21 protein-coding genes are annotated in these 23,569 nt (G+C 38.2%); 10 read left to right on the plus strand and 11 right to left on the minus strand.

Translation table 11 applies throughout. The annotated features are described in order from the left end of the window. Window positions 1-5 precede the first annotated feature (5 nt). Both ERX29_RS03565 and ERX29_RS03570 read left to right on the plus strand, forming a co-directional pair. A complete protein-coding gene (locus ERX29_RS03565; RefSeq protein ID WP_133443319.1) occupies window positions 6-479 on the plus strand; it encodes a DUF2538 family protein in 474 nt (157 codons plus the stop codon). A gap of 258 nt (window positions 480-737) precedes the next feature. Continuing rightward, window positions 738-3,878 (plus strand): N-acetylmuramoyl-L-alanine amidase, encoded by a 3,141-nt coding sequence (locus ERX29_RS03570; RefSeq protein WP_165981054.1) that lies wholly within the window; start codon window positions 738-740, stop codon window positions 3,876-3,878. 70 nt (window positions 3,879-3,948) lie between these two features. Here ERX29_RS03570 and ERX29_RS03575 read toward each other — a convergent pair whose 3' ends face one another. Beyond that, entirely contained in the window at window positions 3,949-4,395 is a 447-nt protein-coding gene (locus tag ERX29_RS03575; RefSeq protein ID WP_133443321.1) for a MarR family transcriptional regulator, read from the minus strand. A gap of 191 nt (window positions 4,396-4,586) precedes the next feature. Between ERX29_RS03575 and ERX29_RS03580 the strand changes: the two genes are divergently transcribed. Both ERX29_RS03580 and ERX29_RS03585 read left to right on the plus strand, forming a co-directional pair. Beyond that, on the plus strand, window positions 4,587-5,573 hold the full coding sequence (locus tag ERX29_RS03580; RefSeq protein WP_133443322.1) for an acyltransferase family protein: 987 nt from the start codon (window positions 4,587-4,589) through the stop codon (window positions 5,571-5,573). A 100-nt stretch (window positions 5,574-5,673) separates the two neighbouring features. Continuing rightward, window positions 5,674-6,834 (plus strand): aminotransferase class I/II-fold pyridoxal phosphate-dependent enzyme, encoded by a 1,161-nt coding sequence (locus tag ERX29_RS03585; RefSeq protein ID WP_133443323.1) that lies wholly within the window; start codon window positions 5,674-5,676, stop codon window positions 6,832-6,834. Window positions 6,835-6,897: 63 nt separating this feature from the next. Here ERX29_RS03585 and ERX29_RS03590 read toward each other — a convergent pair whose 3' ends face one another. Then, entirely contained in the window at window positions 6,898-7,356 is a 459-nt protein-coding gene (locus ERX29_RS03590; protein ID WP_133443324.1) for a competence protein ComK, read from the minus strand. Window positions 7,357-7,564: 208 nt separating this feature from the next. Between ERX29_RS03590 and ERX29_RS03595 the strand changes: the two genes are divergently transcribed. From ERX29_RS03595 to ERX29_RS03605, 3 genes are read left to right on the plus strand one after another with little or no spacing between them, the layout of a single operon-like run. Further along, window positions 7,565-8,056: a sigma factor gene (locus ERX29_RS03595; protein ID WP_165981055.1), complete on the plus strand. Its 492-nt coding sequence runs from the start codon at window positions 7,565-7,567 to the stop codon at window positions 8,054-8,056. A gap of 41 nt (window positions 8,057-8,097) precedes the next feature. Beyond that, window positions 8,098-8,280: a YkvS family protein gene (locus ERX29_RS03600; RefSeq protein WP_133443355.1), complete on the plus strand. Its 183-nt coding sequence runs from the start codon at window positions 8,098-8,100 to the stop codon at window positions 8,278-8,280. A 1-nt stretch (window position 8,281) separates the two neighbouring features. After that, window positions 8,282-8,881, plus strand: coding sequence for a CPBP family intramembrane glutamic endopeptidase (locus ERX29_RS03605; RefSeq protein WP_133443326.1), 600 nt, complete (start codon window positions 8,282-8,284; stop codon window positions 8,879-8,881). Between the two features lie 37 nt (window positions 8,882-8,918). Here the strand turns inward: ERX29_RS03605 and ERX29_RS03610 are convergent, their stop codons facing one another. Beyond that, window positions 8,919-10,382, minus strand: a complete 1,464-nt coding sequence (locus tag ERX29_RS03610) for a bifunctional metallophosphatase/5'-nucleotidase (RefSeq protein WP_133443327.1) — start codon at window positions 10,380-10,382, stop codon at window positions 8,919-8,921. 65 nt (window positions 10,383-10,447) lie between these two features. On the opposite strand from ERX29_RS03610, the gene ERX29_RS03615 reads away from it, so the two are divergent. Further along, window positions 10,448-11,917, plus strand: coding sequence for an ATP-binding protein (locus tag ERX29_RS03615; protein WP_133443328.1), 1,470 nt, complete (start codon window positions 10,448-10,450; stop codon window positions 11,915-11,917). Window positions 11,918-11,987: 70 nt separating this feature from the next. Here ERX29_RS03615 and ERX29_RS03620 read toward each other — a convergent pair whose 3' ends face one another. From ERX29_RS03620 to ERX29_RS03645, 6 genes are all read right to left on the minus strand, one after another. After that, window positions 11,988-13,331, minus strand: a complete 1,344-nt coding sequence (locus tag ERX29_RS03620; protein WP_133443329.1) for a TrkH family potassium uptake protein — start codon at window positions 13,329-13,331, stop codon at window positions 11,988-11,990. Between the two features lie 16 nt (window positions 13,332-13,347). Beyond that, window positions 13,348-14,667 (minus strand): S1C family serine protease, encoded by a 1,320-nt coding sequence (locus ERX29_RS03625; protein WP_165981056.1) that lies wholly within the window; start codon window positions 14,665-14,667, stop codon window positions 13,348-13,350. Window positions 14,668-14,733: 66 nt separating this feature from the next. After that, on the minus strand, window positions 14,734-15,510 hold the full coding sequence (locus tag ERX29_RS03630; protein WP_133443331.1) for a TerC family protein: 777 nt from the start codon (window positions 15,508-15,510) through the stop codon (window positions 14,734-14,736). Window positions 15,511-15,541: 31 nt separating this feature from the next. Beyond that, complete coding sequence (locus ERX29_RS03635) at window positions 15,542-17,104, minus strand: peptide chain release factor 3 (protein ID WP_133443332.1); 1,563 nt, start codon at window positions 17,102-17,104, stop codon at window positions 15,542-15,544. Window positions 17,105-17,113: 9 nt separating this feature from the next. Continuing rightward, complete coding sequence (locus tag ERX29_RS03640) at window positions 17,114-17,353, minus strand: YueH family protein (RefSeq protein WP_133443333.1); 240 nt, start codon at window positions 17,351-17,353, stop codon at window positions 17,114-17,116. Then, on the minus strand, window positions 17,331-18,824 hold the full coding sequence (locus ERX29_RS03645; RefSeq protein ID WP_133443334.1) for a UDP-N-acetylmuramoyl-L-alanyl-D-glutamate--L-lysine ligase: 1,494 nt from the start codon (window positions 18,822-18,824) through the stop codon (window positions 17,331-17,333). Before ERX29_RS03645 ends, ERX29_RS03640 begins: the two co-directional genes overlap by 23 nt. A 235-nt stretch (window positions 18,825-19,059) precedes the next feature. Here ERX29_RS03645 and ERX29_RS03650 point away from each other — a divergent pair, with 235 nt between their 5' ends. After that, window positions 19,060-20,232, plus strand: a complete 1,173-nt coding sequence (locus ERX29_RS03650) for a diglucosyl diacylglycerol synthase (RefSeq protein WP_133443335.1) — start codon at window positions 19,060-19,062, stop codon at window positions 20,230-20,232. Then, window positions 20,210-21,406: a lipoteichoic acid biosynthesis MFS flippase LtaA gene (gene ltaA, locus ERX29_RS03655; RefSeq protein ID WP_133443336.1), complete on the plus strand. Its 1,197-nt coding sequence runs from the start codon at window positions 20,210-20,212 to the stop codon at window positions 21,404-21,406. Before ERX29_RS03650 ends, ltaA begins: the two co-directional genes overlap by 23 nt. 64 nt (window positions 21,407-21,470) lie before the next feature. Here the strand turns inward: ltaA and galU are convergent, their stop codons facing one another. Further along, on the minus strand, window positions 21,471-22,343 hold the full coding sequence (galU, locus tag ERX29_RS03660) for a UTP--glucose-1-phosphate uridylyltransferase GalU (RefSeq protein WP_133443337.1): 873 nt from the start codon (window positions 22,341-22,343) through the stop codon (window positions 21,471-21,473). Between the two features lie 68 nt (window positions 22,344-22,411). Then, entirely contained in the window at window positions 22,412-23,509 is a 1,098-nt protein-coding gene (locus ERX29_RS03665) for an AI-2E family transporter (RefSeq protein WP_133443338.1), read from the minus strand. Window positions 23,510-23,569: the final 60 nt, after the last annotated feature.

Here is a 23,569-nt window from a genome sequence, read left to right on the forward strand (position 1 = left end):
AGAGGATGAGTCAACGCAAAACTTATGAAAAGTACGAGCAGATCAGCCATATGTTTGATCGTCTGGAAGATCAGATTGTTCATGCCGGTGACCTTGAATACTTCAGGTCAAAGTTTTTCTACCTTGATGAAGAACATCATCAGAACTATGAGTCGCTGAGACTCTACTATCACCAGTCAGATGACAGTCCAGTTATAGACGGTGCTTGTTATGTACTGGCCATACCTGAGATTTTCAATGTTGTTAATATCTTCGACTACGAAGTTCCACTTGATTTTGTATTTGATGATGGACATTTAAGTGATACATTTAAATCTCTGAATGTGTATTATCAGTATTTGATTGCTGCAATTCTTGAAGTATCCGAAATAAAGATTTTTGAACCTTCCGGATATTCATTAGGCATGACTAACTGGAATATCACGCAAATGAAAATTTTCTGGCAGTATACAGCTATTATTCGAAAGAATGCTTTATAATAACAAGAGCAGCATCTAAACGGTGCTGCTTTTTTTATATTATTTTTCGATATTTATACGGATAAATATATATAAAGGAAAGCTCAAACAAATGTATTAACTTTTTTTATTTTGTTAAAGTAATATTACAGTTTTATTGTGCTATATACTTCAATTGATAAAAAATTTATAATACTTAAGAGACTAAGAATTCAGACAAAGAAAGGATGCATTATGGATAATAAATTTTACTATAGGGCCCCTGCCCTTTTACTCATGATGTTTGCTGCACATTCTACTGCTGCACATGCAGCAGAAAACCAATCACCAGACATTAAACCTGACATTAAAGTTAAACAAGCGACTCAGAAGACGACTGCTGACGAGCAAGTCAAAACCATTCAGCTGGAAGAAAAAGAATCAACAGTTCCTCCACTTAATGCAGTAAAACCTGTTAATACAATGAATTACAAAGAAGTAAAAGACGCTTTACCTGTTACTATTAATTCCACTGTACAAAATAACGATAAGATGCCAACAAATGAGATCACTAATAATATTTCTGAAGAACCGCTAAACAGTCGTCAGACTTCAGAAATTAAAGCACCAGTTGAGTCAACACAAGCAGTACCTGATATGACAACGTCTGATAACGGGGATACTCCAAAAGAAGAAGTCCCTGCTGAATCTATCGTGAATTCTCAAAAAACTTCTAATACTGACAACCATTCATCGCAACAACTCAATGAAAACGTAGAAGAAACACAAGGAATAACGGTAACTGATAATAGAACAGATGCGTCACGAACAGATAATATTGTACAGTCTACTGACACAGAAACTGTCAGACGACCTGTTACCGACGACGTAAATAAAACTACTGAATTGAACATTTCTGATGAACAGTTGAAATCGGTAGATGTTTCAGCAATCAATCCACCAGCTGAAAAAGAGAATAAAATATCTACTCGAACTAAAACATTAACTTTAAGAACACCGGCAAAAACACTTGCACTACAATCTATAGCAGCTAAAACAACAGTTAAAAAAGCTGCGACAGATATGTCAGTTAACGATTATATCAAATATATGAATTACCAGGTTCCAGTTTATCAGGAAGATTTCTCGAGCCACATTCCTAAAATTGCATATCGTACTGGGGTCGGTGCTCCAGAAGGTGTTATTGCACACGAAACGGCAAATAACACGTCGACAATCTGGGGTGAAATTGCTTATATGAAAAACAATTTCGAGAACGCTTTTGTCCATGCGTTTGTCGACGATAACAACATCATTGAAACAGCACCGACAGATTACCTGGCCTGGGGCGCAGGACAATATGCCAATAGTAGATTTATTCAAGTGGAACTGGTCAGAGTACATGGAAAAGACCGCTTTAGTAAAGCAATCAATAACTATGCTGATTATATCGCTACGAACCTGCTTTACTATAATTTACCCATTGATAGTGCAGAATATGATGGTATAGGTACACTCTGGTCACATAAAGCGATATCAAATTATATCGGTGGAACAGATCACTCAGACCCGCATGGCTGGTTCGCGGAGAATGGGTATACGTTTGATGAGTTAGTACAGTTAGTTGCAGAGAAATACAATTATAAAACAAACGGCATACCGGCAACACCACCGCCAACACCACCGCCAACACCTGCTCCAGTGCCAACACCTGCTCCAGTGCCAACACCTGCTCCAGCTCCTGCAAAGACAGGAAATATCACGACTTCTGTTGTGTCTAAAATGGCGCGCATTAAAGCTAAAACCACACCTGTCTACAAAAGCGTAACTGACGCTGCCGGTACAGCAGCAGGTTCAAAGTATGGTACTTCATATTACTTGAATAAAAAAGCTGAATTAAATGGTGTCACTTATTACTCTCTTCAAGATGAAAACGGCGTGGCACGCGGATGGATTGAATCAAAACATCTGACTCAGGCTACAAGAAGTGCTGAGCAAAAAGTAAGTGCAAGATATAAAATTTCTGCAAAAGTCAGTGGTCTTTATTCTGTTCCTTGGGGTACGAGCGCTCAAAAACTAAATGATATGAAAAACTCGATCAACAAAGTATTTTCACCAAGCAAAAAAGTGACAGTAAATAGTACACCTTATTATTTCGGCACAATCAATAATATTTCAGGCTGGATCAATGGTAAGTATTTGACATTGCAACCTGTCGGACCGACCCACGTCAAAACAGTCGACATGATTGGTAGAACAACGGCGAAAGGTGCAGCTTATTACACGGACAATTACATTTCCGAAAAGGCTGCTGCTAAGCTGGTGAATAAGCAGTATTATATCAATAAAGAAAGCGTGAAAGGATCAAAGAAATACTTTAGAATTGTGGATGGTGCAAATAAAACGGTCGGCTGGATCAGTGACAGTGATATTGCACAGAAATCACATAAAGTACTCAGCTGGGAAAAAGCTCCTTATGTCATCAACAATACGAAAACTTATGTCTATAGTATTCCTGGTGGAAGTGCAACACAGCGTATTGCACCACTGACTAAGCTTACAAGCAAAATCTTTAATGTCGTCAAAGCTGAACGAGTAGGCTCAGCTATATGGTATAAGGGAACGCTTAAAAACACGCGTACGGTCGGCTGGATTGCAGGCAAGTATTTATCTAAACAGACAATCACAATTGCTAAAGCTCCCGATACTTTATCAGCTGCTGTAGCAAAACAGATGAAGCTTATACACACTGGTACAAATTCAGGACCTAAAGTGTTATATACCGATCAATATGGTAATACTAAAAGTCGGCTGGCATATGCTGCAGAAGTAAAACAAAATATAGACACTTCTTTAACCATGAATGACGATGTACAGAAATATCAGTTCTTGAAATTAAATGCTTCACAAGGAATATCAGGTTCTTCTTTAAATAAATTACTGGTTGGAAAAGGCATACTTGAAGGGCAGGGAGCGGCTTTTGCTGCGGCTTCTAAACAACTGAATATCAATGAAATATATTTAATCAGTCATGCACTTCTTGAATCAGGGAATGGGACGAGTCAGTTAAGTCAAGGTGCTGGTTATAACCGCAGGAACAGTCAGGCGGTCACTCATTCTGCAAAGAAATATTATAATATGTTCGGTACTAAAGCAACGGATCATAATGTATTGAACGGCGGAATAAAATACGCTTATGAGAATGGCTGGGATACACCTGCAAAAGCGATTGTCGGAGGTGCAAAATATGTAGCCAATGGTTATTTTAATAATCAGCAGGTGACATTACACCAGATGCGCTGGAATCCAGTTAAAACTGCAACTCATCAATATGCAACAGACGTCTCATGGGCCTCAAAAAATGCTGCCCGCATTGCATCTTTCTATAAACAGCTTGGGTTAGAAGGTTTAAAATTCTATATCCACCGTTATGATCAATAGACAAAACCTCTGTGAACTTTAGTTCACAGAGGTTTTTATGTAAATAAGACGGTTATTCTAAATATGTATATTAAAATCTAAATGGATCACGGATAGAGAATGAATTGTATATTTTTTCCAATAAAATAATTAATTCAAATGCTTCTTCTTCGGCTAATTCTTTCATAAATTTTTGTACTATTTTTGTTTTTATCAGATCTGCCTTTTCGAGTACTTGTTTTCCTTCATCGGTTACTTTAAGTACCGTTGAACGTAAATCATAAATGCTCTGCTCTTTATACACATATCCGTTATCAACTAATTTCTTAATAGCTCTTGATACAGCAGTTTGTTCTTTATTTAATCGGTATATTAACTTCTTTTGTGTCATATTATCTTCACTTACAATTAATTCCATCATGTATAACTGTTCTCTTGTCAGATTGACATCTGCAAATTCAGTTGAAGTAATCTCATCTATTCTAGAGTCCATAAAATATATTAATTTCCCGAATCTTTTCAAATGCGTTTCATCCATCGTTGTTCTCCTTCACCCGTGTTACAATGAATTATAATGCACCATAATTAGTTTATCAACTATTTATTAATCATAATATAATAATTGTAAACTATTTAATGAAAATATATAAAGTTTCAGTATGCATAAACATTAGAGGTAAAGGGTATTTGAGACGTGAATTCTCAAAATTAGAAAGTAGGCGTCTTTTTATGGCTAAAGTACGCGATCATTATTTTGACAATGCACGATTTTTCTTAATCGTCCTTGTCGTTTTCGGTCATCTTCTTCGATCATTCGTTTCAGAAAATCACTTTCTGCAAGCTTTATATATGTTCATATATAGTTTTCATATGCCGGCGTTCGTTCTGATTTCCGGATATTTTGCTAAAGGAATTAATAAACCGGGATATTTATTGAAGTTAATTAAGAAGTTGTTAATACCCTATTTAATCTTCCAGACATTTTATGCCTGTTATTACTATTTCATTGATGATGTAAAGACAATTGATTTAAATCCTTTTGACCCTCAGTGGGCCATGTGGTTTCTACTCAGTTTGTTCTCATGGCACGTGATGCTTTATCTAGTCAAGGATTATCAAATGTCTGTTGTAATAACCGGCTCGTTTCTAACAGGAATATTAGTTGGATATTTTGACTTTATTAATAATACTTTAAGTTTATCCAGAACATTTGTCTTTTTCCCGTTGTTTCTATTAGGTTATTCTGCAACGGCAGAAAATTTTAATTATATTAAGAATAAGAAGTATCTGCCTTTATCAATATTTAGTCTTGTATTAATTTTCAACTTCTATATGTTGACTAACTTCAACTTTGAATGGCTGTTTGGCAGCAAGCCTTATAGTTCACTGGAAAATGTAGATTTATATAGCGGCGTGAAGCGCGGACTCATTTATATTATTATCGTACTAAGTACTTTTAGTTTTCTGAACATCGTTCCTAAACGTAAATTACCTCTGACCTATATAGGATCAAGAACTATGTTTATCTATTTACTGCATGGTCTGTTCATAGGTTTGTTCCGCTCAAATGGATGGGATAAAGCGTTTGAAGGCAATATGATATATATCATGACTGGACTGCTCATCATGTCAGCACTACTTGTTTACATTTTCAGCCATAATATGACCAAGAAAGTCACGACACCTATCGTAGAAGTGAAAAACCCACTTAATTAAAGGCAGTAACTATATAAAGATTTTATTCTCTTTAACGAAAAAACCATTTATCATTTATTTGATGCGGTATAATAAATAATAAAACATAAAGGATGGTTTTATGGCTTTAACCTTAAATCCCAATGCAGAAAAATTAGATGTGCCTGGTATTAGAAAATTTTCTAATCGCCTGTCAGAATTTCCTGATGCCATCAACTTAACAGTGGGTCAACCGGATTTTAAGACCCCTGACATCGTTAAACAGGCATTTATTGAAGCCGTTACTCACGATTATACTACCTATTCACATAATCAAGGTCTGTATGAACTGCGTGCAGCAGTCAGCCAGTTCATGAGTGAAAAGTACGATGCTCGCTATACTGCTGACAATATATTGATCACTAACGGTGCATCTGAGGCCATTGACACTGTTTTCAGAACAATTTTAGTGCCGGGAGATGAAGTGATTTTACCAGGTCCGATTTACGCCGGCTACATCCCTGTCATCGAAAATATGGGAGCCAAAGTTGTGCTGATAGATACAACTCAAAACCACTGCAAAGTGACACCGCAGATGATTGCTGAAGCGGTAAGCAAGAAAACAAAAGCGGTCATGTTGAACTATCCAAATAATCCTACGGGTACTATTCTCTCTGCTGAGGAAACAGCAGAACTTGCGTATTATTTAGCTGAACAGAACTTTTATACAATCAGCGATGAAATATACAGTGAGAATACATTTAATCGAAAGCATGTGTCTTTCGGTGCTTTTGCCAGCCTTAAAGATAAACTGCTGCTGATCAATGGTCTGAGTAAATCTCATGCCATGACTGGTTTTAGAATCGGTTTTTGTATGGGACCAGCTGAGTTAATGTCACATATCACTATTGTTCATGCCTATAACTGTATATGTGCCAATGTACCGGCACAGCATGCAGCGATTACTGCTGTTACTTCTGCAAAAGATGCAGCATATGCAATGAACAAAATCTATATTGACCGAAGAGATTACTGCATAGATAGACTTGCTGCAATGAATTTACAGTGCTTTCAACCAGATGGTGCTTTTTACTTATTCATCGATATTCGTTCATTTAATATGAATTCATTTGATTTCGCCAATCTTGCTCTTGAAAAGTATGGAGTCGTCCTTGTGCCTGGTTCCACATTCACTGATGCAGGCGAAGGTTATGTCAGATTAAGTTATGCCTATCATAAAGATGTATTGACTGTTGGTCTTGACCGACTAGAAGCAATGATTACTGATTTGTCACACAAATAAATATTGTAAACCATCGATGTCACAAGTGATGACATCGATGGTTTTTAATATGTGGATATACTCTTAAAAATCATAATTGATTTTCTGTTCTCTTATTTTTCGCTGACTGTCCATCATCGAGAGTGACTTCTCGTATTGCCTCCTGACAAATGCTTCAGGTAGTGAAATTTTCAATCTAGTCTTATTCGTGAATATAATCTGCTGCTCCGTATAATCAAGAAAGTAATAACTGTTAATATAATAGCGGCAGTAATCTGACTGTTTATGCAGAGGAAAAAACGTCATGCCGATGTCACTATCTATAACAACCGGAATAAACTGTTTAATATTAAATATTTTCTTAGCAGTTGTCCGCCTTGCTTTTATACTGCTGCCGAGATATATCAAAGTTTGATTTAGCAGCTTTTCAGGATCAATTTCCGTTGTTATCATCCTGCCATTTTTCAGCATTATTTCAGTTTTTCCTTCACTGTTCCAGTCTCTCTTCATAAAGACAATATCATTACTCACTGTATCGATCATTCTCCCTCCCTTCTTTTTTTGTTAACTGAATTATAATGTTAAATGCCTGATAAATGGCTAAAGTATGTTAAAAATTAATAATTTTAAACTTTATTTTTAACCTATCAAGCAATATCTTAAATATGTTAAATTTCATTTAACAAATTGATACTTTATTATAGTGTCATCCGGAAATTTACCGCTTGTGCATAAGCAGAAAAGAGATGTCATGTTTGAAGAATGGAAAGTAAAATATGAGAGAATGATTTATCATATTCTGCACCACTACCAGATTAAATATGATTTCGATGAATATTATCAACTGGCCCTTATCAAATTATGGCAGATAGGTGAAACTTACGATCCTGCAAAATGTACTAACAAGGATCAATTTGTCTATCTAAAATTGAAGTTCTTCATTATTGACGAAATGAGAAAAAGAATCAAATATCAGCAGCGTCATCAAATAGTAGCTGATGATGTATTGATACCTTTAATGGATTGTGAAGATAATACGTATGCAGAACTTTTTCTTGAGGGCGTGACTGATGACCTTAATGATGAGGAACGTCTCTGGTTCAACTATGCGGTAATCGGTTATAAAATTAATGAAATTGCAGAATTTACGGGTAACAGTCCGTCGACTATTAAGCGCTGGAGAAGGCGTGCCAGAGAAAAAATATGTAAAAATTACAATTTTACATTTAAATCTGGTTTGTAATTTAGTATAATGTCGAATAGTACGGTTTTAGGAGGAAAATGATGACAATAGCTAAAGTAGGAAATATTGTAGAGTTTCATAACGGTTTACGTGGTAAAGTCGAAAAAGTAAATGAGAATTCTGTAATCGTCGATCTTACGATTATGGAAAATTTTGAGCAGCTTGATCTTCAGGAGAAAACTGTCATAAATCATAAGCGTTACACTATAGTAGACGAGTCATAGTATGTCTATTAAAAAACCATTAATCTGGTTTGTATTCATTTATATCTTTTTCCAGACTATCCTGATTCTTATGCGACACGAAGAACAGGTATTCTGGCATATTATTACAGGTCTTATGCTGCTTTCTTCTATCAGCTATGTTTTCTATGAGCGCAGCATAGACTCGAGAAGAATCCCTGTGTCTATTGCAGCAGGCATCGGAGCAAGTATTACCATCGTACTCATTCATACATTAGCTTCATACGTCACAAAAGACGTCCATTATTTTCATATATTAAAGACATTAGTGTCTATAGGTGTCTATTATAAATGGCAGCTTATACTGTCACTGATGATTACAGTGCCGCTACACGAATTGTTTATGAGAAGTATGCTGCAGCAGCGTCTGATGGATATTACTCGTCCCTGGATAGCCATTCTTATCACTAGTGCAGCATCTGCCTTGTTATTCATATGGACGCTCAACTTTCAGCTCGTACTGTTCATATTTATCGTTCAATGTATCTTAGCTGTAAGTTATGCTTACACGAAACGATTAATCACTCCAATGATCGGACAGATTCTTGCCATAGTCATTCTTATTTTTATTCATGCGCGTTAAACAAGCTGTACCCTGGTTAATCAGGGTACAGCTTGTTTTATTCTGCCATTTCCACAAGATAGCTGGACAGTAGTTCTATCATATGTTTTTCATTCACATTAATCAGTTGATCACGAGCAATAATATCACTATACTGCCGGTAAATATAATCTGTAGTTCCTACAATATACTTATCCTCTTTTTCCAGCTGTGTTTTCACACGATGTCCAATAGGTCGGTCAAGCATAATAGTATAGTCAAATCCTCTCCAATCAGTAATAACAGTTGGATCCATCATTTCCTGGCGGACATGAATGCCATTATCCTCATATAAAGCAGCACTGCTTCTCTCCATTATTTTATGAATCTGCTCACCTGTCAGCAGCAGCTGTACCGGATGATCAATACTGACATAGGACTGATATAGATCATGCTGTGTTACTCTACCTTGCAGCCCTCGTGCTTTAAGATGCGGAATATGGCAGCAAGTGATTTCTGCTGTACAGGATTTTAACAAGTCATGTAGTAATGTCTTAAAAGGGTGATGACTAAGAAAGTCCTCATAATGATTCAGTGCTAAGTCCTCATCTACTGCTCCGACTTCACTATCAAGCCACTGTCTGAATACTTTCTCCTCATAATATACTTCATCTTTTAGCTGCTTATCTTCAGGATAAGCTGTCATATCAATTAAGTTTGCCTCGCTATTCACAAGCTCAAATGTATTCGTTCGCTCTCTGAACTGAAGCTGTATATGACAAAGATGGCTTAAATTGCTGCCGGCTTGAATAAACAAAGTATCATCAATCATTTTATTGATTGTCTTTTTCTGATGACCGGTGATCATGACATCTATTCCTTCACTGGCCTGAATAATGGCTTCAGCTTCGTTACTTGTCAATTCTTTATAATCTGAGCCTTGAACAAGTTCATTCAGTCCTCCGTGGTAAAGTGCGATAACAAAATCCGGATTTTCTTTGTCATGCATATGCCGAATCCAGCGCTTAGCAGCTCTCACAGTATCCTCTATAGCAAACTCACTGTCCGTTTCCACTGTTTCTTTTGACATCAGTCCTTTTGAAGTAATACCGATGATTCCAATTTTCATTCCGTTGAATGTCTTGATAATATATGGCGAATTGAAGTAAGGTTCTTTTGTCCGGGAGTGAAGTATATTAGCTGATAGAAAAGGAAAGTCTGCCATGGCCTGAGCTTTATTGAAATATGACAGTCCGTATCTGAATTCGTTAGGACTGATACCACTAGCATCATAATTCATTTTATTCATTAATGTAATCATTGGATTGCGAAAATGATTTTGAGTATGCGCGAAGAAATATGTACTGATGGATCCACTTAGTGCATTACCATTGTCAATAAGTAGTAGATGATCAGATACTCTTCTGACCATCTTTACATATGAAGCAGCTCTCATAATACCCGCTTCCTGCTCTGTAGGAAAGAGTGCCCCATGTATGTCATTTGTTGCTATAATATGAATATCAATTAATCCTTGATTCATACATATCACCTATTCATCTTTTTTTTCATTATAACAAATGAGCGGTCAGGAGGTTTAAGAGTTTTATGAAACAATTGAAAAGACATATCATTTTTAATCTGATTGTGACGCTCATACTCTCGGTCATCACTTTCACCGTACTCCTCAGTTATCATAAAGAGCAGGAATTAAATAAAATAAATCGAAATATTTCCATGCACCAGCAGCAAATTGAAACATTTATCAATGATGCGTATGCGACAATCGAAAATCTGGCCACAGTAGTCTCTCTGAGCAGCAGCGAGAAACAGATCAATAATGCGATTAATTCTATTAAAAGACAGGAGCCAAGGTATAAAACAATTTATGTACTTAACAGAAACAGCAGAGTCGTCAATTCATCAAGCCCTCAGATGATAGGTAAGAAATTAAAGACTTATGATTATTTCAGCAGGGGTAGGAATTTAAATAATGTATCAATCAGCAGTCGTGAAAAAGATAGAAATGGTATTGATGTCATCTATATTTCAAAGTTCATTCCGAATGAATATGATAAAAACATCATTGTCCTTGAACTGGATATTAACGGTCTGATATCTGTCATCGATGCTATCCAATCGAACAGCACGATAACCATCACTGATTTTAAAAATAACATTTTATTTGAATCAAGAAATCCGGTGAAGTCAAATATTTCACGGACAACTGCTTTTCAGAACATGCGTTGGCAACTGACGATTACCTCTAACGAAAATATTTATTTAAAAACATTGGAACAAGTTTTAATCATATCACTTGTTATCATCTTAATCACTGCCATGCTTCAGCTTTACAGACACAACCTTGAAGTTCAGAACGAACGATTAAGGCTTATAGATGAAATTAATATTCAAAAAAAAGAGTTGATAGGAATGCTCGCAGCCAATACAGCTCATGAAATAAAAAATCCTCTGACTTCTGTCAAAGGATTTGTGGAACTGCTGGAATTGAAATATGATAAAAATCATTTGAACCCCCATTTCACTATAGTCAAAAAAGAACTCGACCGTATTAATGACATCGTCAGTCAATTTCTTCTTCTAGGGAAACCAACTTCGGCTGTCGGAGAACCAGTAGAAATCAGCAGAATCGTAAAGGATACATTGACATTCCTAAAATATGAACTGGAGCTCTATAATGTTAAACTGATCAGCAGTTATCCGGATCATCCGCTTTTTACAACTATTGCAAGTGATCAGCTGAAACAAATCCTTATCAATTTGATTCAAAATGCCCGGGAAGCTATTCCACCTGACCGCCAAGGGATTATCGAGGTAAAGGTCAGTGAGCATCAGGATATTTTCTTATCAGTCCGTGATAACGGAGAAGGTATGTCAAAGCAGACAATTAGTCAGTTATTTGATACTTTCTTTACAACTAAACCGAACGGTACAGGTCTCGGACTTCCAGTAACTAAAAATATCGTTGAAGCAAACGGAGGAAGTATCACTGTCGAAAGTGAAGTCAATAATGGGACAACTTTCATTATTCAGCTTCCTCAAAACAAAAATCAATAAAAGACCGGCTTTACAACATCACTATAAGATATTGTAAAGCCGGTCTCTTGGATTAAATTCTGCTCAGCATTTACCCGATCATAATTCGTTCTTTCGGATATCTGAATTTGTCTGGTTCTGCCTTTCCACCCAGCATGATAATGAATGAGATCAGTCCGACCCTTCCTACAAACATCAGTGCCATGATGACGATTTTCGATGGCGATGATAAGTCATCTGTTATTCCTAACGACAGACCACATGTACCGAATGCGCTCATCACTTCAAAGAAGATAGGAAGTAACTGCTGTTTTCCATTTTCAAAACTTAGCACAAGTGTCAATGCAGTAAAGCATATTAAGCAGGCCAGCACCATAACTGCAAATGACCTCTGAATATCAACCAGATGAATTTCCTTATTAAATACTTTGATTGTTGTTCTGCCGTTACTAAAATTCAGCAGGAATAGTATCAGTATCGCAAGAGTTGTCGTTCTGATTCCTCCACCGACAGAACTTGGAGATGAACCGATGAACATCAGTCCGCCCATAAAAAACTGGGTTGCTTCTGAAAAGCGGGAAAGATCAATTGTCGTAAGACCCGCACTTCTAGTTGTCGCTGATTGAAACATGGCATAGAAAATTCCTTTGTGCCATGTCTCTCCTTTGAATGCATGGTTAAATTCAAGTAGATAGATCATTAAAAATCCAGCGGTCAAAAGAAGAATGTAAGTCGTCACTGTTAGTTTGGCAAATAAACTGAATCTGAAGTTAGGAACTTTATTTGTTAAATATGTCTTGACTTCAATAATAACAGGAAACCCGATAGCTCCGAGGATAATAAGCAGCATTATAATAGACTGAACAAAATAATCGTCCGCGTATGGATTTAAAGACTCACCGGTGATGTCGAGACCGCCGTTTGTGGTGGCTGACACACTTGCAAATAAACCATGATAAAGAGATTTACTCACAGAATGAAAATCTTTATAGAAATAAAACGCAAGAACAAGAGCCCCTACCAGCTCAATCATAATCATCGTCTTGACAATTTCCTTGATCAGAGAAACTGCTCCGGACATCTTATCGCGATTATTATCAACCATGATCAATTGTCGTTCTCGCATACCGATTTTCTTACCGAGGATCACCCAGAACAATGTTCCCATTGCCATGACTCCAATACCCCCGAAATTAAGGATAACAAGTATCATCATCTGCCCAAAAACTGAATAGGAGTCAGCGATAGATATAGGTGTCAATCCGGTGACACTGATTCCTGATACTGCTACAAACAATGAATCTATATATGAGATGTCTACACCAGGCTTATGGACATAAGGTAATCTGAGTATCAGAAATGAAATAAGCATCGCTGCAAGATAATAAAGGACGATACCTTGCTGCGGCGTCAGCTTTCCGAATATTTTATACATGTTCTATATCACTTCCTCATTTCAGCTTAGCTTGTGCCTTCTGCTGTTTTCCCTGCCTGTAATAAGTAATGGTGATATCGTCACCTATTTTCTTATTATAATAAAGAACCTTTCTGAATTGAACCAGACTTTCTACTGGAATATCATCTATTTTTGTGATGACATCTTTAGTCAGCAGTCCAGCTTCTTCAGCCGTTGAATTCCCTTCAATACCCGTGATGACTACACCCTTATCCACTGATTCAGGTAAATTGATCTGAGCCCGCACAGCATCTATTTCGAGATGAGTCAGATCTTCAAGGATGACTCCAAGATCCGGTCGTTTTATTTTACCTTTATCTCCAAGAATAACAGCGATTTCTTTAACTTCATTAGATGGGATGGCAAAACCTATTCCTTCTACATGATCAAGAGATATTTTCAAAGCATTGATGCCTATCAGTTTTCCGTCGTCATTGATCAGTGCGCCTCCAGAGTTACCTGGATTAATTGCTGCATCTGTCTGAAGTACATTCGCTTCAAAGTCATACTCGCCGTCATCATCAAAGTCTACTGGAACACTGCGGTTCTTGCCGGAAATAATACCTTGAGAAACACTGCCCGCAAATGCCTGGCTGAGTGGACTTCCAATAGCGATGGCAGTCTCTCCGACACTTACTGAGTTACTGTCAGCAAATGCTATTTTATCTGTTATTTTCCCTTTAGGAATTTTAAGTACTGCCATATCTGTCCATATATCAGTACCTACCACTGATGCCACTTGTTTTTCATTATTAGACATCGTCACTTCTATCGTCTCAGCACCTTTAATCACGTGATAGTTCGTGATGATATAAGCATATTTCTCAGTAAGTTTATAGATAACACCGCTGCCGATACCTATTTCTTCCGGGGTGGTCTCATCTGTTTTTTCAAGTAAGTCTGATGCTTTTTGAGTATTGATGACACTGACCACATCAGCCTGTGTCTTTTTTATCGCCTGCTCTGACTTGGAATACGGTGACGGCTCTATTTCGTCCTTTCCTTGCTTCATAAACAGCATTGAAAATAAATACATGAGCAGAATGCCTAGCAGCAGACCGAGCATGAGCCACAGCCAGCCGAAGCTTAATTTTGACATCTGCCGATCTGCTTCAGAGTAATCAGTGTGAGGAATGGATTCCTCCTGCTCTTTATCATCCGGCTCAACTATTGTAGTCTGCACCCGCTCTTCAGTACTAGCTAGCTCCGCTTCTTCTTGTTCGGGTTCATCTGCAGTATTATCATGCTGCTCTTTGTCAAAGAAATGTCTTCTCTTTCTTCGATAATCTGCTTTTCTAATTGTAATCTTTTTCATTATTGCCTCCACAAAAAAACTTAGTATTTCCATTATACAGAAGAAATACTAAGTTTAATATATATGTTAAGCTTGATTTTCGTTTTTCTTACCCACAAACCAGCCGACTGCAAGTATTCCTAACAGCACAGTCCAGAAGATGATCTGCCATGGTGTAGAGTGCGGAAAATCATGTGGCAGCACTCCGATTTTTTCGTGGGCAAGGACGATTACTACTAATTTAATTCCCACCCAACCGACGATAGCGAATGCTGCCGCTTCAAGAGAAGGATATTTATGCAGCAGCGCAACGAACCAGTTAGCTGCAAAACGCATAATAATAACTCCGAGCATACCACCGATGAACATAACAGTAAACTGTCCAGCGTTCATACCGCCGAACTGAGGACCGATGTGAGGCAGTGTAAGGGCAATCGCGATTGCTGCAAGCATCGAATCAATTGCAAAGGCAATGTCAGCGAATTCGACTTTCAGTACAGTCATCCAGAATCCTTTACCGCCCTTACCTGCAGCTTCAGCAATTTCCTCTTCTTCTGCAGCGGTCGTGGAATCTCCGGTTTTAAAGTACTCGTATAAGTTTTTAATCGATATGAACAATAAATATGCCGCTCCGAGTGCTTGTATCTGCCAAATGTTTGCGAGATAGCTGATTAGGAACAGTGAGATAAACCGGAAAACAAAGGCACCGAGCAATCCATAGAATAATGCTTTCTTACGCTGGTCTTCAGGCAGGTGTTTAACCATGACCGCCATAACGATAGCATTATCTGCTGCAAGCAATCCTTCCAGAACGACCAGGACAATGATTACCCAGCCATATGTCAATAAAATACTTGGATCCAAAATGATTCCTCCTGATAAGTTAATTCAATCATTATAGCAGACTATACAGCTTGATGTCCGGAAACTTGTCTTCAAACCAGCGAGTCGCAAACTCATTTTCGAACAAGAAGACTTTATTGCCGAATCGGTCATCAACAAGAATAGAACGACTCGAGTTCATCGCGTCAGTGATGGCTTCTTCGTTTTCTATCCAGCGGGCAATTTTCTTCCCTACAGGTTCCATCACGACATCCACATTATATTCGCTGTTCATACGGTGTTCAAATACTTCGAACTGCAGCTGACCGACAGCCCCAAGAATGATCTGATTGGTATAAAGCGTGCGGTAAAGCTGAATTGCACCTTCCTGTACCAGCTGTTCAATCCCTTTATGGAAATGTTTCTGTTTCATGACGTTTTTTGCACTGACTTTCATAAACAGTTCAGGAGTGAACTGAGGTAATTTTTCAAAATGGAATTTCTGATTGCTGCCGACTAATGTATCACCGATCTGATAGTTGCCTGAATCATAAAGACCTATAATATCACCACTGACTGCATGATTGACTGTCTGTGTATCGTCAGCCATGAAAGAAGTCGATCTTGAAATCTTTAACTTCTTGCCTGTGCGGGTCAGTGTCACATCCATTCCTCTCTCAAAGGCACCGCTGACAATTCTCATAAATGCGATTCTATCACGGTGAGCTGGATTCATGTTCGCCTGAATCTTGAAGATAAAGCCGGAGAAGGCAGAATCAAAAGGTTCTACAACGTCTCCTTCTTCTGTCAAGCGTCCGCTTGGCATCGGGGCAAAGTCTACATAGGCATTCAAGAAATTCTGGACGCCGAAGTTGGCAAGTGCTGATCCAAAAAATACCGGTGTCAAGTCTCCTGTTAACAACTTTGCTTCGTCAAACGATTCTCCTGCTTCATCCACCAGCATCAGTTCTTCGATTGCAGCTTCAAAAGCACTGTCAGACTCTATAGCATGACTAGTTGTCAATTGATAGTCCTCGTCAAGATGCAGCAGGTTCTCTTCATCCCGGAAAGGTTCAATCGTCCGTTTTTTGCGGTCAATAATACCGAAAAATGATGGTCCCATTCCTACCGGCCAGTTCATCGGATATGTTTCAATATCAAGTGTCTTTTCTATTTCTTCAAGCAGATCGAATGGTTCCTTGCCGACACGGTCCAGCTTGTTGATGAATGTAAAGATTGGAATGCCGCGCATTTTACATACTTTAAACAGCTTCAATGTCTGCGGTTCTATCCCTTTAGCTGCATCAATAACCATTACCGCGCTGTCCACCGCCATTAATGTACGATATGTATCTTCAGAGAAATCCTCGTGTCCGGGTGTATCAAGAATATTGATTTTAAAATCGTCATAATCAAACTGCATCACTGAACTTGTGACTGAAATTCCCCGCTCTTTTTCTACATCCATCCAGTCACTGGTCGCAAACTTACCTGTTTTCTTACCTTTAACTGTACCGGCTTCGCGTATAGCACCTCCGAATAGCAGCAGCTTTTCAGTTAATGTCGTTTTACCTGCATCCGGGTGAGAGATAATGGCAAAGGTCTTTCTAATTTCTACTTCTTCTCTTAATGTCATGTCTTCTCCTTAAACTTCACTCGTCCACTGTGAAATACGCAGTGCCAGTTCCGTCGCTTCCTTCTCTTCCAGCGTATTGAAAAGATGCACATATAAATGTTCTGTCAGTGCTTCTCCGTATAAATCATAGTCAAACTGAATAGAAAAAAAGATATCTGGTATGCTGACGAGGAACGTTTCTTCTTTTTTATTTTCATGAATGTAAACTTTTACTGTTAATGTATCGCTATTGCTTTGTCTTATTTTCATCAGGTCCTCCAAACTTAAGGTAGGCCGCTTCCAGTCCGATTAAATCATCGCGATGGGGCACTTTGACATAGTTCTTCATGATCTGGTATGGTTCACGACCTTTTGAGGCGAGTACAACCATGTCACCTGGTTCTGCCACTTCTATGGCATGAATAATACCTTCCTTACGGTCAGCAAATGAACTGAAATTCTGATGGGTCGCTCCTGCTTCCAGCGCATCCGTCAGTTTTTTTGGGTCATCATTCGCTGGGTTATCAGGAGTGAATATGACATAATCAGCACGGCAGGCAATCGCTCCCATTTCAGCCGCTTTTGATAAATCACGCTCTCCTGCCATACCGACAAGAAAGATGAGCCGTCCCTTGACAAAAGGCTGAACAGCATCTATTAATTTGTTCATACCGTCTGGTGTATGCGCATAATCAATGACGAGATCTATTGGCAGATTTCTGTCCAGCACTTCAAGACGGCCATCAACGGGTGGTAAATCAGCCGTCACACTGCAAATCATTTTAAGGTCATGTCCCACTGCAAACATTGACGCAATAGCTGCCATCAAGTTGTAAATATTGAACAATCCGAGATAAGGACTTGCTACAGAAAATGTTCCTTCAGGTGTCTTTAGTTCAAACATCGTTCCATGGATTGACGTTTTGATATCTGCAGCCATAAAATCGGCTATATCGTCAATACCATAAGTAATCACTTCTCGTGAAGTCACGCGTGCCAGTTCACTTGAGAAGGCATCATCAGCATTCAGCACAGCATATCTCGGCTGTGAAAAATCATGTCCGAGCTGGCTGAACAGCAGCGACTTTGCAAATCCATAGTCTTTCATCGTTCCATGGAAGTCCAAATGATCCTGAGTCAAATTAGTGAATATAGCGACATCAAACTGGACACCGTTTAACCGTCCTAAAATGAGCCCGTGACTGGAGACTTCAAAGCTCATCGATTCAGCTTTCGCCTCCAGTGCGGTTACCATGCTTTTAACAAGTGTGACTGTTTCAGGAGTAGAGTTAGCACCTTTTGTCACAGTTTCATTGATCTGCAGCCCATTCGTCCCTAAATAGGCACTGTTCTTATCCAGTGCGCGATAGAGATGGTGAATCATTGTTGCTACACTTGTCTTACCATTGGTACCTGTTACCCCATATGTTGTTAACTGACTGCCGGGATAACCGAATATTTTATGAGCAAAGATGCTCGCAGCTCGCAGCGTATCTTTTACGACCAGCTGTCCGATATTCTCAGGTGTTTCCACAAAGCGGTCAGTTACGATGAAACGACAGCCTTGTTCAATAACATTCGGAATAAACTGATGACTATCGACTGTATATCCGACAGAAGCAACAAAAATACTTTGTTCATCTGCCTGCCTTGAATCTGTTGTAATATTTGTCACACTGTCAGGAAAATTTCCATATGTCTTTTTTGCTTTAATTGAATCAATGAGTTCTTTTACATTCACAGGTCAGCCTCCTTTTGTTCAATTTTTTATTATACACCTTTTTATGATATGATATGAATTATTATTCGTAAATAGTTGTTGAAATCAGCTAGTAATGAGCATAATCATCTGTAAAATTTTCATTAAACTTTACTATCGAATTGTAATTTTTTTGTAATTTCTATGATTTTTTTTCCAAAACTCAATATAATAAGTTAAAATAATGAAATACAATAATGATTTCCGGAGCGTGACTATGTTAACTGCAAACAAAAAGATATTAATAATAACAGGCTCGTTTGGAAATGGCCATATTTCAGTGACCAATAGTATCGTAAATCAATTTAATCAGATGAACTTACCTAATCTGGAAGTAATACAGCATGACCTGTTTTTAGAAGCGCACCCAATAGTCACGTCTTTAATGAAAAAATGGTACATTAACAGCTATAAATATTTCAGAAACACCTATAAATATTTCTATTATTCAAGACCCGATGAAATTGATAAATGTTTCTATAAATATTATGGTCTTAACCGTTTGATAAATTTACTAATTAAAGAAAAGCCGGACTTAATTCTGCTGACATTCCCTACTCCTGTCGTTTCACTGTTGACACAGGAATTTAAACTTAATATACCGATTGCTACTGTAATCACAGATTACAATATGCAGAAAAACTGGATTACACCTGAATCAAGTCGTTATTATGTCGCGGCTGAACAGACTAAAGAACAGTTGACGACTATCGGTATTTCGGAAGACGCCATTCAGGTCACTGGTATTCCGATTGATTCAAAATTCGAACTAAAGGTCGATAGAAACAACTGGCTTGAAGGATATGGATTGTCACCTGCAAAGAAAACATTGCTGATGGTAGCTGGAGCATTTGGTGTCGTTCAAGGTTTCAGCGCCATGCTGAAAGACATGAATGATCGAGCTGATGTTCAGTTTGTTGTCATATGCGGAAACAATAAACGTCTATTCGATGAACTGACGCTTGAGTTTTCAGGTGATAATAATATAGTGGTTATCGGATACACAAAACAAATGGACCGTTGGATGAGCTCCTGTGATTTAATGTTGACAAAACCTGGAGGCATCACTATTTCTGAAAGTTTATGCAAAGCAATACCTCTCATATTTTTCAATCCTGCCCCAGGGCAGGAAGGTGAAAATGCTATTTATTTCAGTCGTCAGGGCTATTCACGTATCACCCATACTGTGGCAGAAACATCCCATGTCGCTTTGGACCTTCTGACAAATGAAAGTGAGCTGAACAAAATGAAACAGCAAATGACCATAGACTATCTGCCCTCTGCATCAGAAAATATTTGCTTCGATCTTATCAGATTATTAAATGAGTCTCTTATTGATCAGCAATTACAATCTAAGGTATCTCTATATGCGAAATTCTTCGCAAGATAATCGACTCAAAGGATTAAACTTCTGGTTGATGCTCACTGTTTTGTTTTTAATGGAATTTGCAAGAGGCATGTTTGTTCTAAGTTATTTGCCGATACTACCTACAACAGGAATCGGTGTGTCTGTAGGTATTACTTCATTATGTATCACGCTTCACTTTGTCAGTGATGCGCTGATGAATTTCTCTACCGGCTTTCTTTTAAGAAGGTTTGGTACAAAAGCTATTTTAAATTTCGGATTTTTACTAGCAGTTATAGGACTTGTCGTGATTATTTTCTTTCACTCCACTATTGTGCTGATGACAACTGCCATTTTACTTGGCATTGCGGTATGCCCGATCTGGGTAGTGATGCTCAGCTCCGTTCAGGAAGATAATCGGGCCAAACAAATGGGATACGTTTATTTTGCCTGGCTGGTCGGAATGATGTCTGGCATGATTGGAATGAATCTCATATTCAAACTGCATCCTGAACGCTATACATTTTTAATGGCGCTTATTGCTGGCATTGCATGGTTACTCTATTTTTTCGTCAATACAGAAGTGTCCTACATCGATAAGAAATCAATTAAAGCTCAAGGCCGACTGATTAAATCAGTGATGAAACAGCACCGTGCGCTATTCCCTGGAATACTTTTACAAGGACTTGCCATAGGAATGCTTGTACCTATTTTACCGACTTATGCTGTCAACCATCTTAATGTTACAACTTTGGAATATACTTATCTTCTTATAGCAGGCGGCGCTGGCTGTACTGTTGCGATGCTGTTTATTTCAAAATGGATGGATCTTGTAAGCAGAAGATTAAGGTATGGTATCATCATAGCGGGCTTTTTAATATTCGGCATTTCAATTTATATTCTTAGTACGCTCCATTCATTTATCGTTGCATTAGCCATCGCGTCAGTTATCGGATTGTTCTACGGTTTGCTGCTGCCAGGCTGGAACACTTTTCTCGCCGAAAATATTAGTGGCGATATGAAAGAAGAGTCGTGGGGTGTTTTCAACAGTTTACAGGGCATCGGTACAATGTTCGGTCCAGTCGCTGGAGGATTGTCCGCCGAACTGTTCAAAGATGTCAATTTTACGTTATATTTATCAGCACTAAGTTTTACGTTCCTTGCCATCTTCTACAGTATATATTTCTTCAAAAGATTGCGAAACGCTCGTCAACTATAGAATAAACCCGGGACAATTACTTATTCTTAAATTTTAAGAAATATAGTAATTGTCCCGGGTTTATTTATCGGTGTTTTTGGATGAGCTGTTCAAGAAACGGAATCAGTTCATCTTTCATCTCTGAACGCATGGCATACTCCATCGTGGTCTTGACGAAACCAATTTTATCGCCGACATCATAGCGGTCTCCTTCGAAGTCATAAGCGTAAACAGCGGTCTGCTCATTGACACGTTGAATCGCATCTGTCAGTTGAATTTCTCCTCCTGCACCTATATTCTGCTCTTCCAGATAAGTAAAGATGTCCGGCGTCAATATATAACGTCCCATAATAGCAAGTCGTGAGTCAGTAGTGCCAAGCTTCGGCTTCTCTATTAAATTAGCAATTTCATACAGCCGGTCTTTCTGGAATCTGGCTTCAATGATTCCATAGCGTTCTGTCTCATGAGCTGCGACAGTCTTCGCACCTACTACTGATGTTCCGGTTTCCTCATATACTTCAATCAATTGTCTGATTGCCGGCGTTTTTGCATCTACTATATCGTCACCAAGTAATACAGCAAAAGGCTCGTCACCGATGAACTGCTTCGCTGTCCAGATGGCATGACCTAAACCTTGAGGAGATTTTTGTCTGACATAGAATATATTAGCCAGGTTGGTTGAATGCTGAACTTTTTCCAGCAATTCTGTTTTGTTCTTTTCTTTGAGATTAAGTTCAAGTTCAAGCTGTGAGTCAAAATGATCTTCAATAGCTCGCTTATGTTTACCAGTGACAATGATAATATCTTCTATACCTGCTGCTACTGCTTCTTCCACAATGTACTGGATTGTCGGTTTATCAAGGATAGGAAGAATTTCCTTGGGCATGGCTTTTGTTGCTGGTAAAAATCTTGATCCTAATCCAGCAGCTGGAATAACAGCTTTTCTTACTTTTTTCATATAGTCTCCTTGTCGACAATCATTTTAACTATATTTTAACAATTTGCACTTAATAATGTAAACCTAGATCAAGGTTTCGGCTGATCTTTAACAACTTTTTGTGCCTCGAGCTGAATATTCTGGCGGTGTTTATAGAAACTTGTAACTATAGTTTTTAATACTGCATATGTCGGCACAGCAATCAAAATAGCGAAGAAACCACCTAGATTACCTGCTGCCAGAATTACCGTAATAATAGTCAAAGGATGGATGTTCAGTGATTTACCCATGATATTAGGCGTAATGACATTACCTTCAAGCTGCTGGGCAACGAACATAATAATTACAACATAAACTACCATGATTGGATCTTGAATTAAAGCGATGACAATGGCAGGAATGACGGCAAGATAAGGTCCTAGGAAAGGAATTAAGTTGGTCAGCATCCCCCAAAGTGCAAGTACTAATGCATAATCAAGTCCGATGATCAAATAACCGATCAACAGCAGTGAGCCTAAGATGATACTCACTGTCACTTGGCCTTGAATGTAGTTTTTAAGTGTTTTATCAATATTTTTGAATAAATCCACGACAAATTTCTTTCTGCTTCCTGTGAAGGGAGATGCAACAAACGGAATAAATCTATCGTGATCTTTCAACATGTAAATCAAAAAGAATGGTACAAGAATGAGCAGAAACAGTGTAGAAATGAACTTAGTGATATAGGAAACAGCACCAGACAGCAAAGTTCCGGTATAGTCATTAACTTTCTGAATCCCTTCATTGATACCGTTCTTCAACCCTTCTGGCAGCTTCTCGCGCTGATCCAGTGCATAGCTGATGTAAGACTCGAATTCGCGTTGGATCTGCGGAAGATTGTCAATAAATGAATTGACTTGACCGACAAGAACAGGTCCGACAATAGATACAAAACTGGTAGCTAATAATAACATCAGTAAAATAATAATGATCAGACTGCCCCATCTAGGTACTCGTTTCTTTTCAAGAAATGTCTGAAATGGAACGGTAATGTAGTACAGAAAACCTCCAAGCAATAATGGTAATACAATCGAATTGACTATCACTATGACTGGATAAAAAATATGATTGATCTCTAAAAAGTATTTGACGAGTAGAAATGCGAGCAATAGACCGATTGCTACTCTGACCCAGGCTTTATTTAACATATTGACCTCCTAGTTTAAATTTCTTATCTATTATACCCAATTATTATATAAATATTTGAG

Source organism: Macrococcus lamae (assembly GCF_004359545.1).
Classification (GTDB): Bacteria; Bacillota; Bacilli; order Staphylococcales; family Staphylococcaceae; genus Macrococcus; species Macrococcus lamae.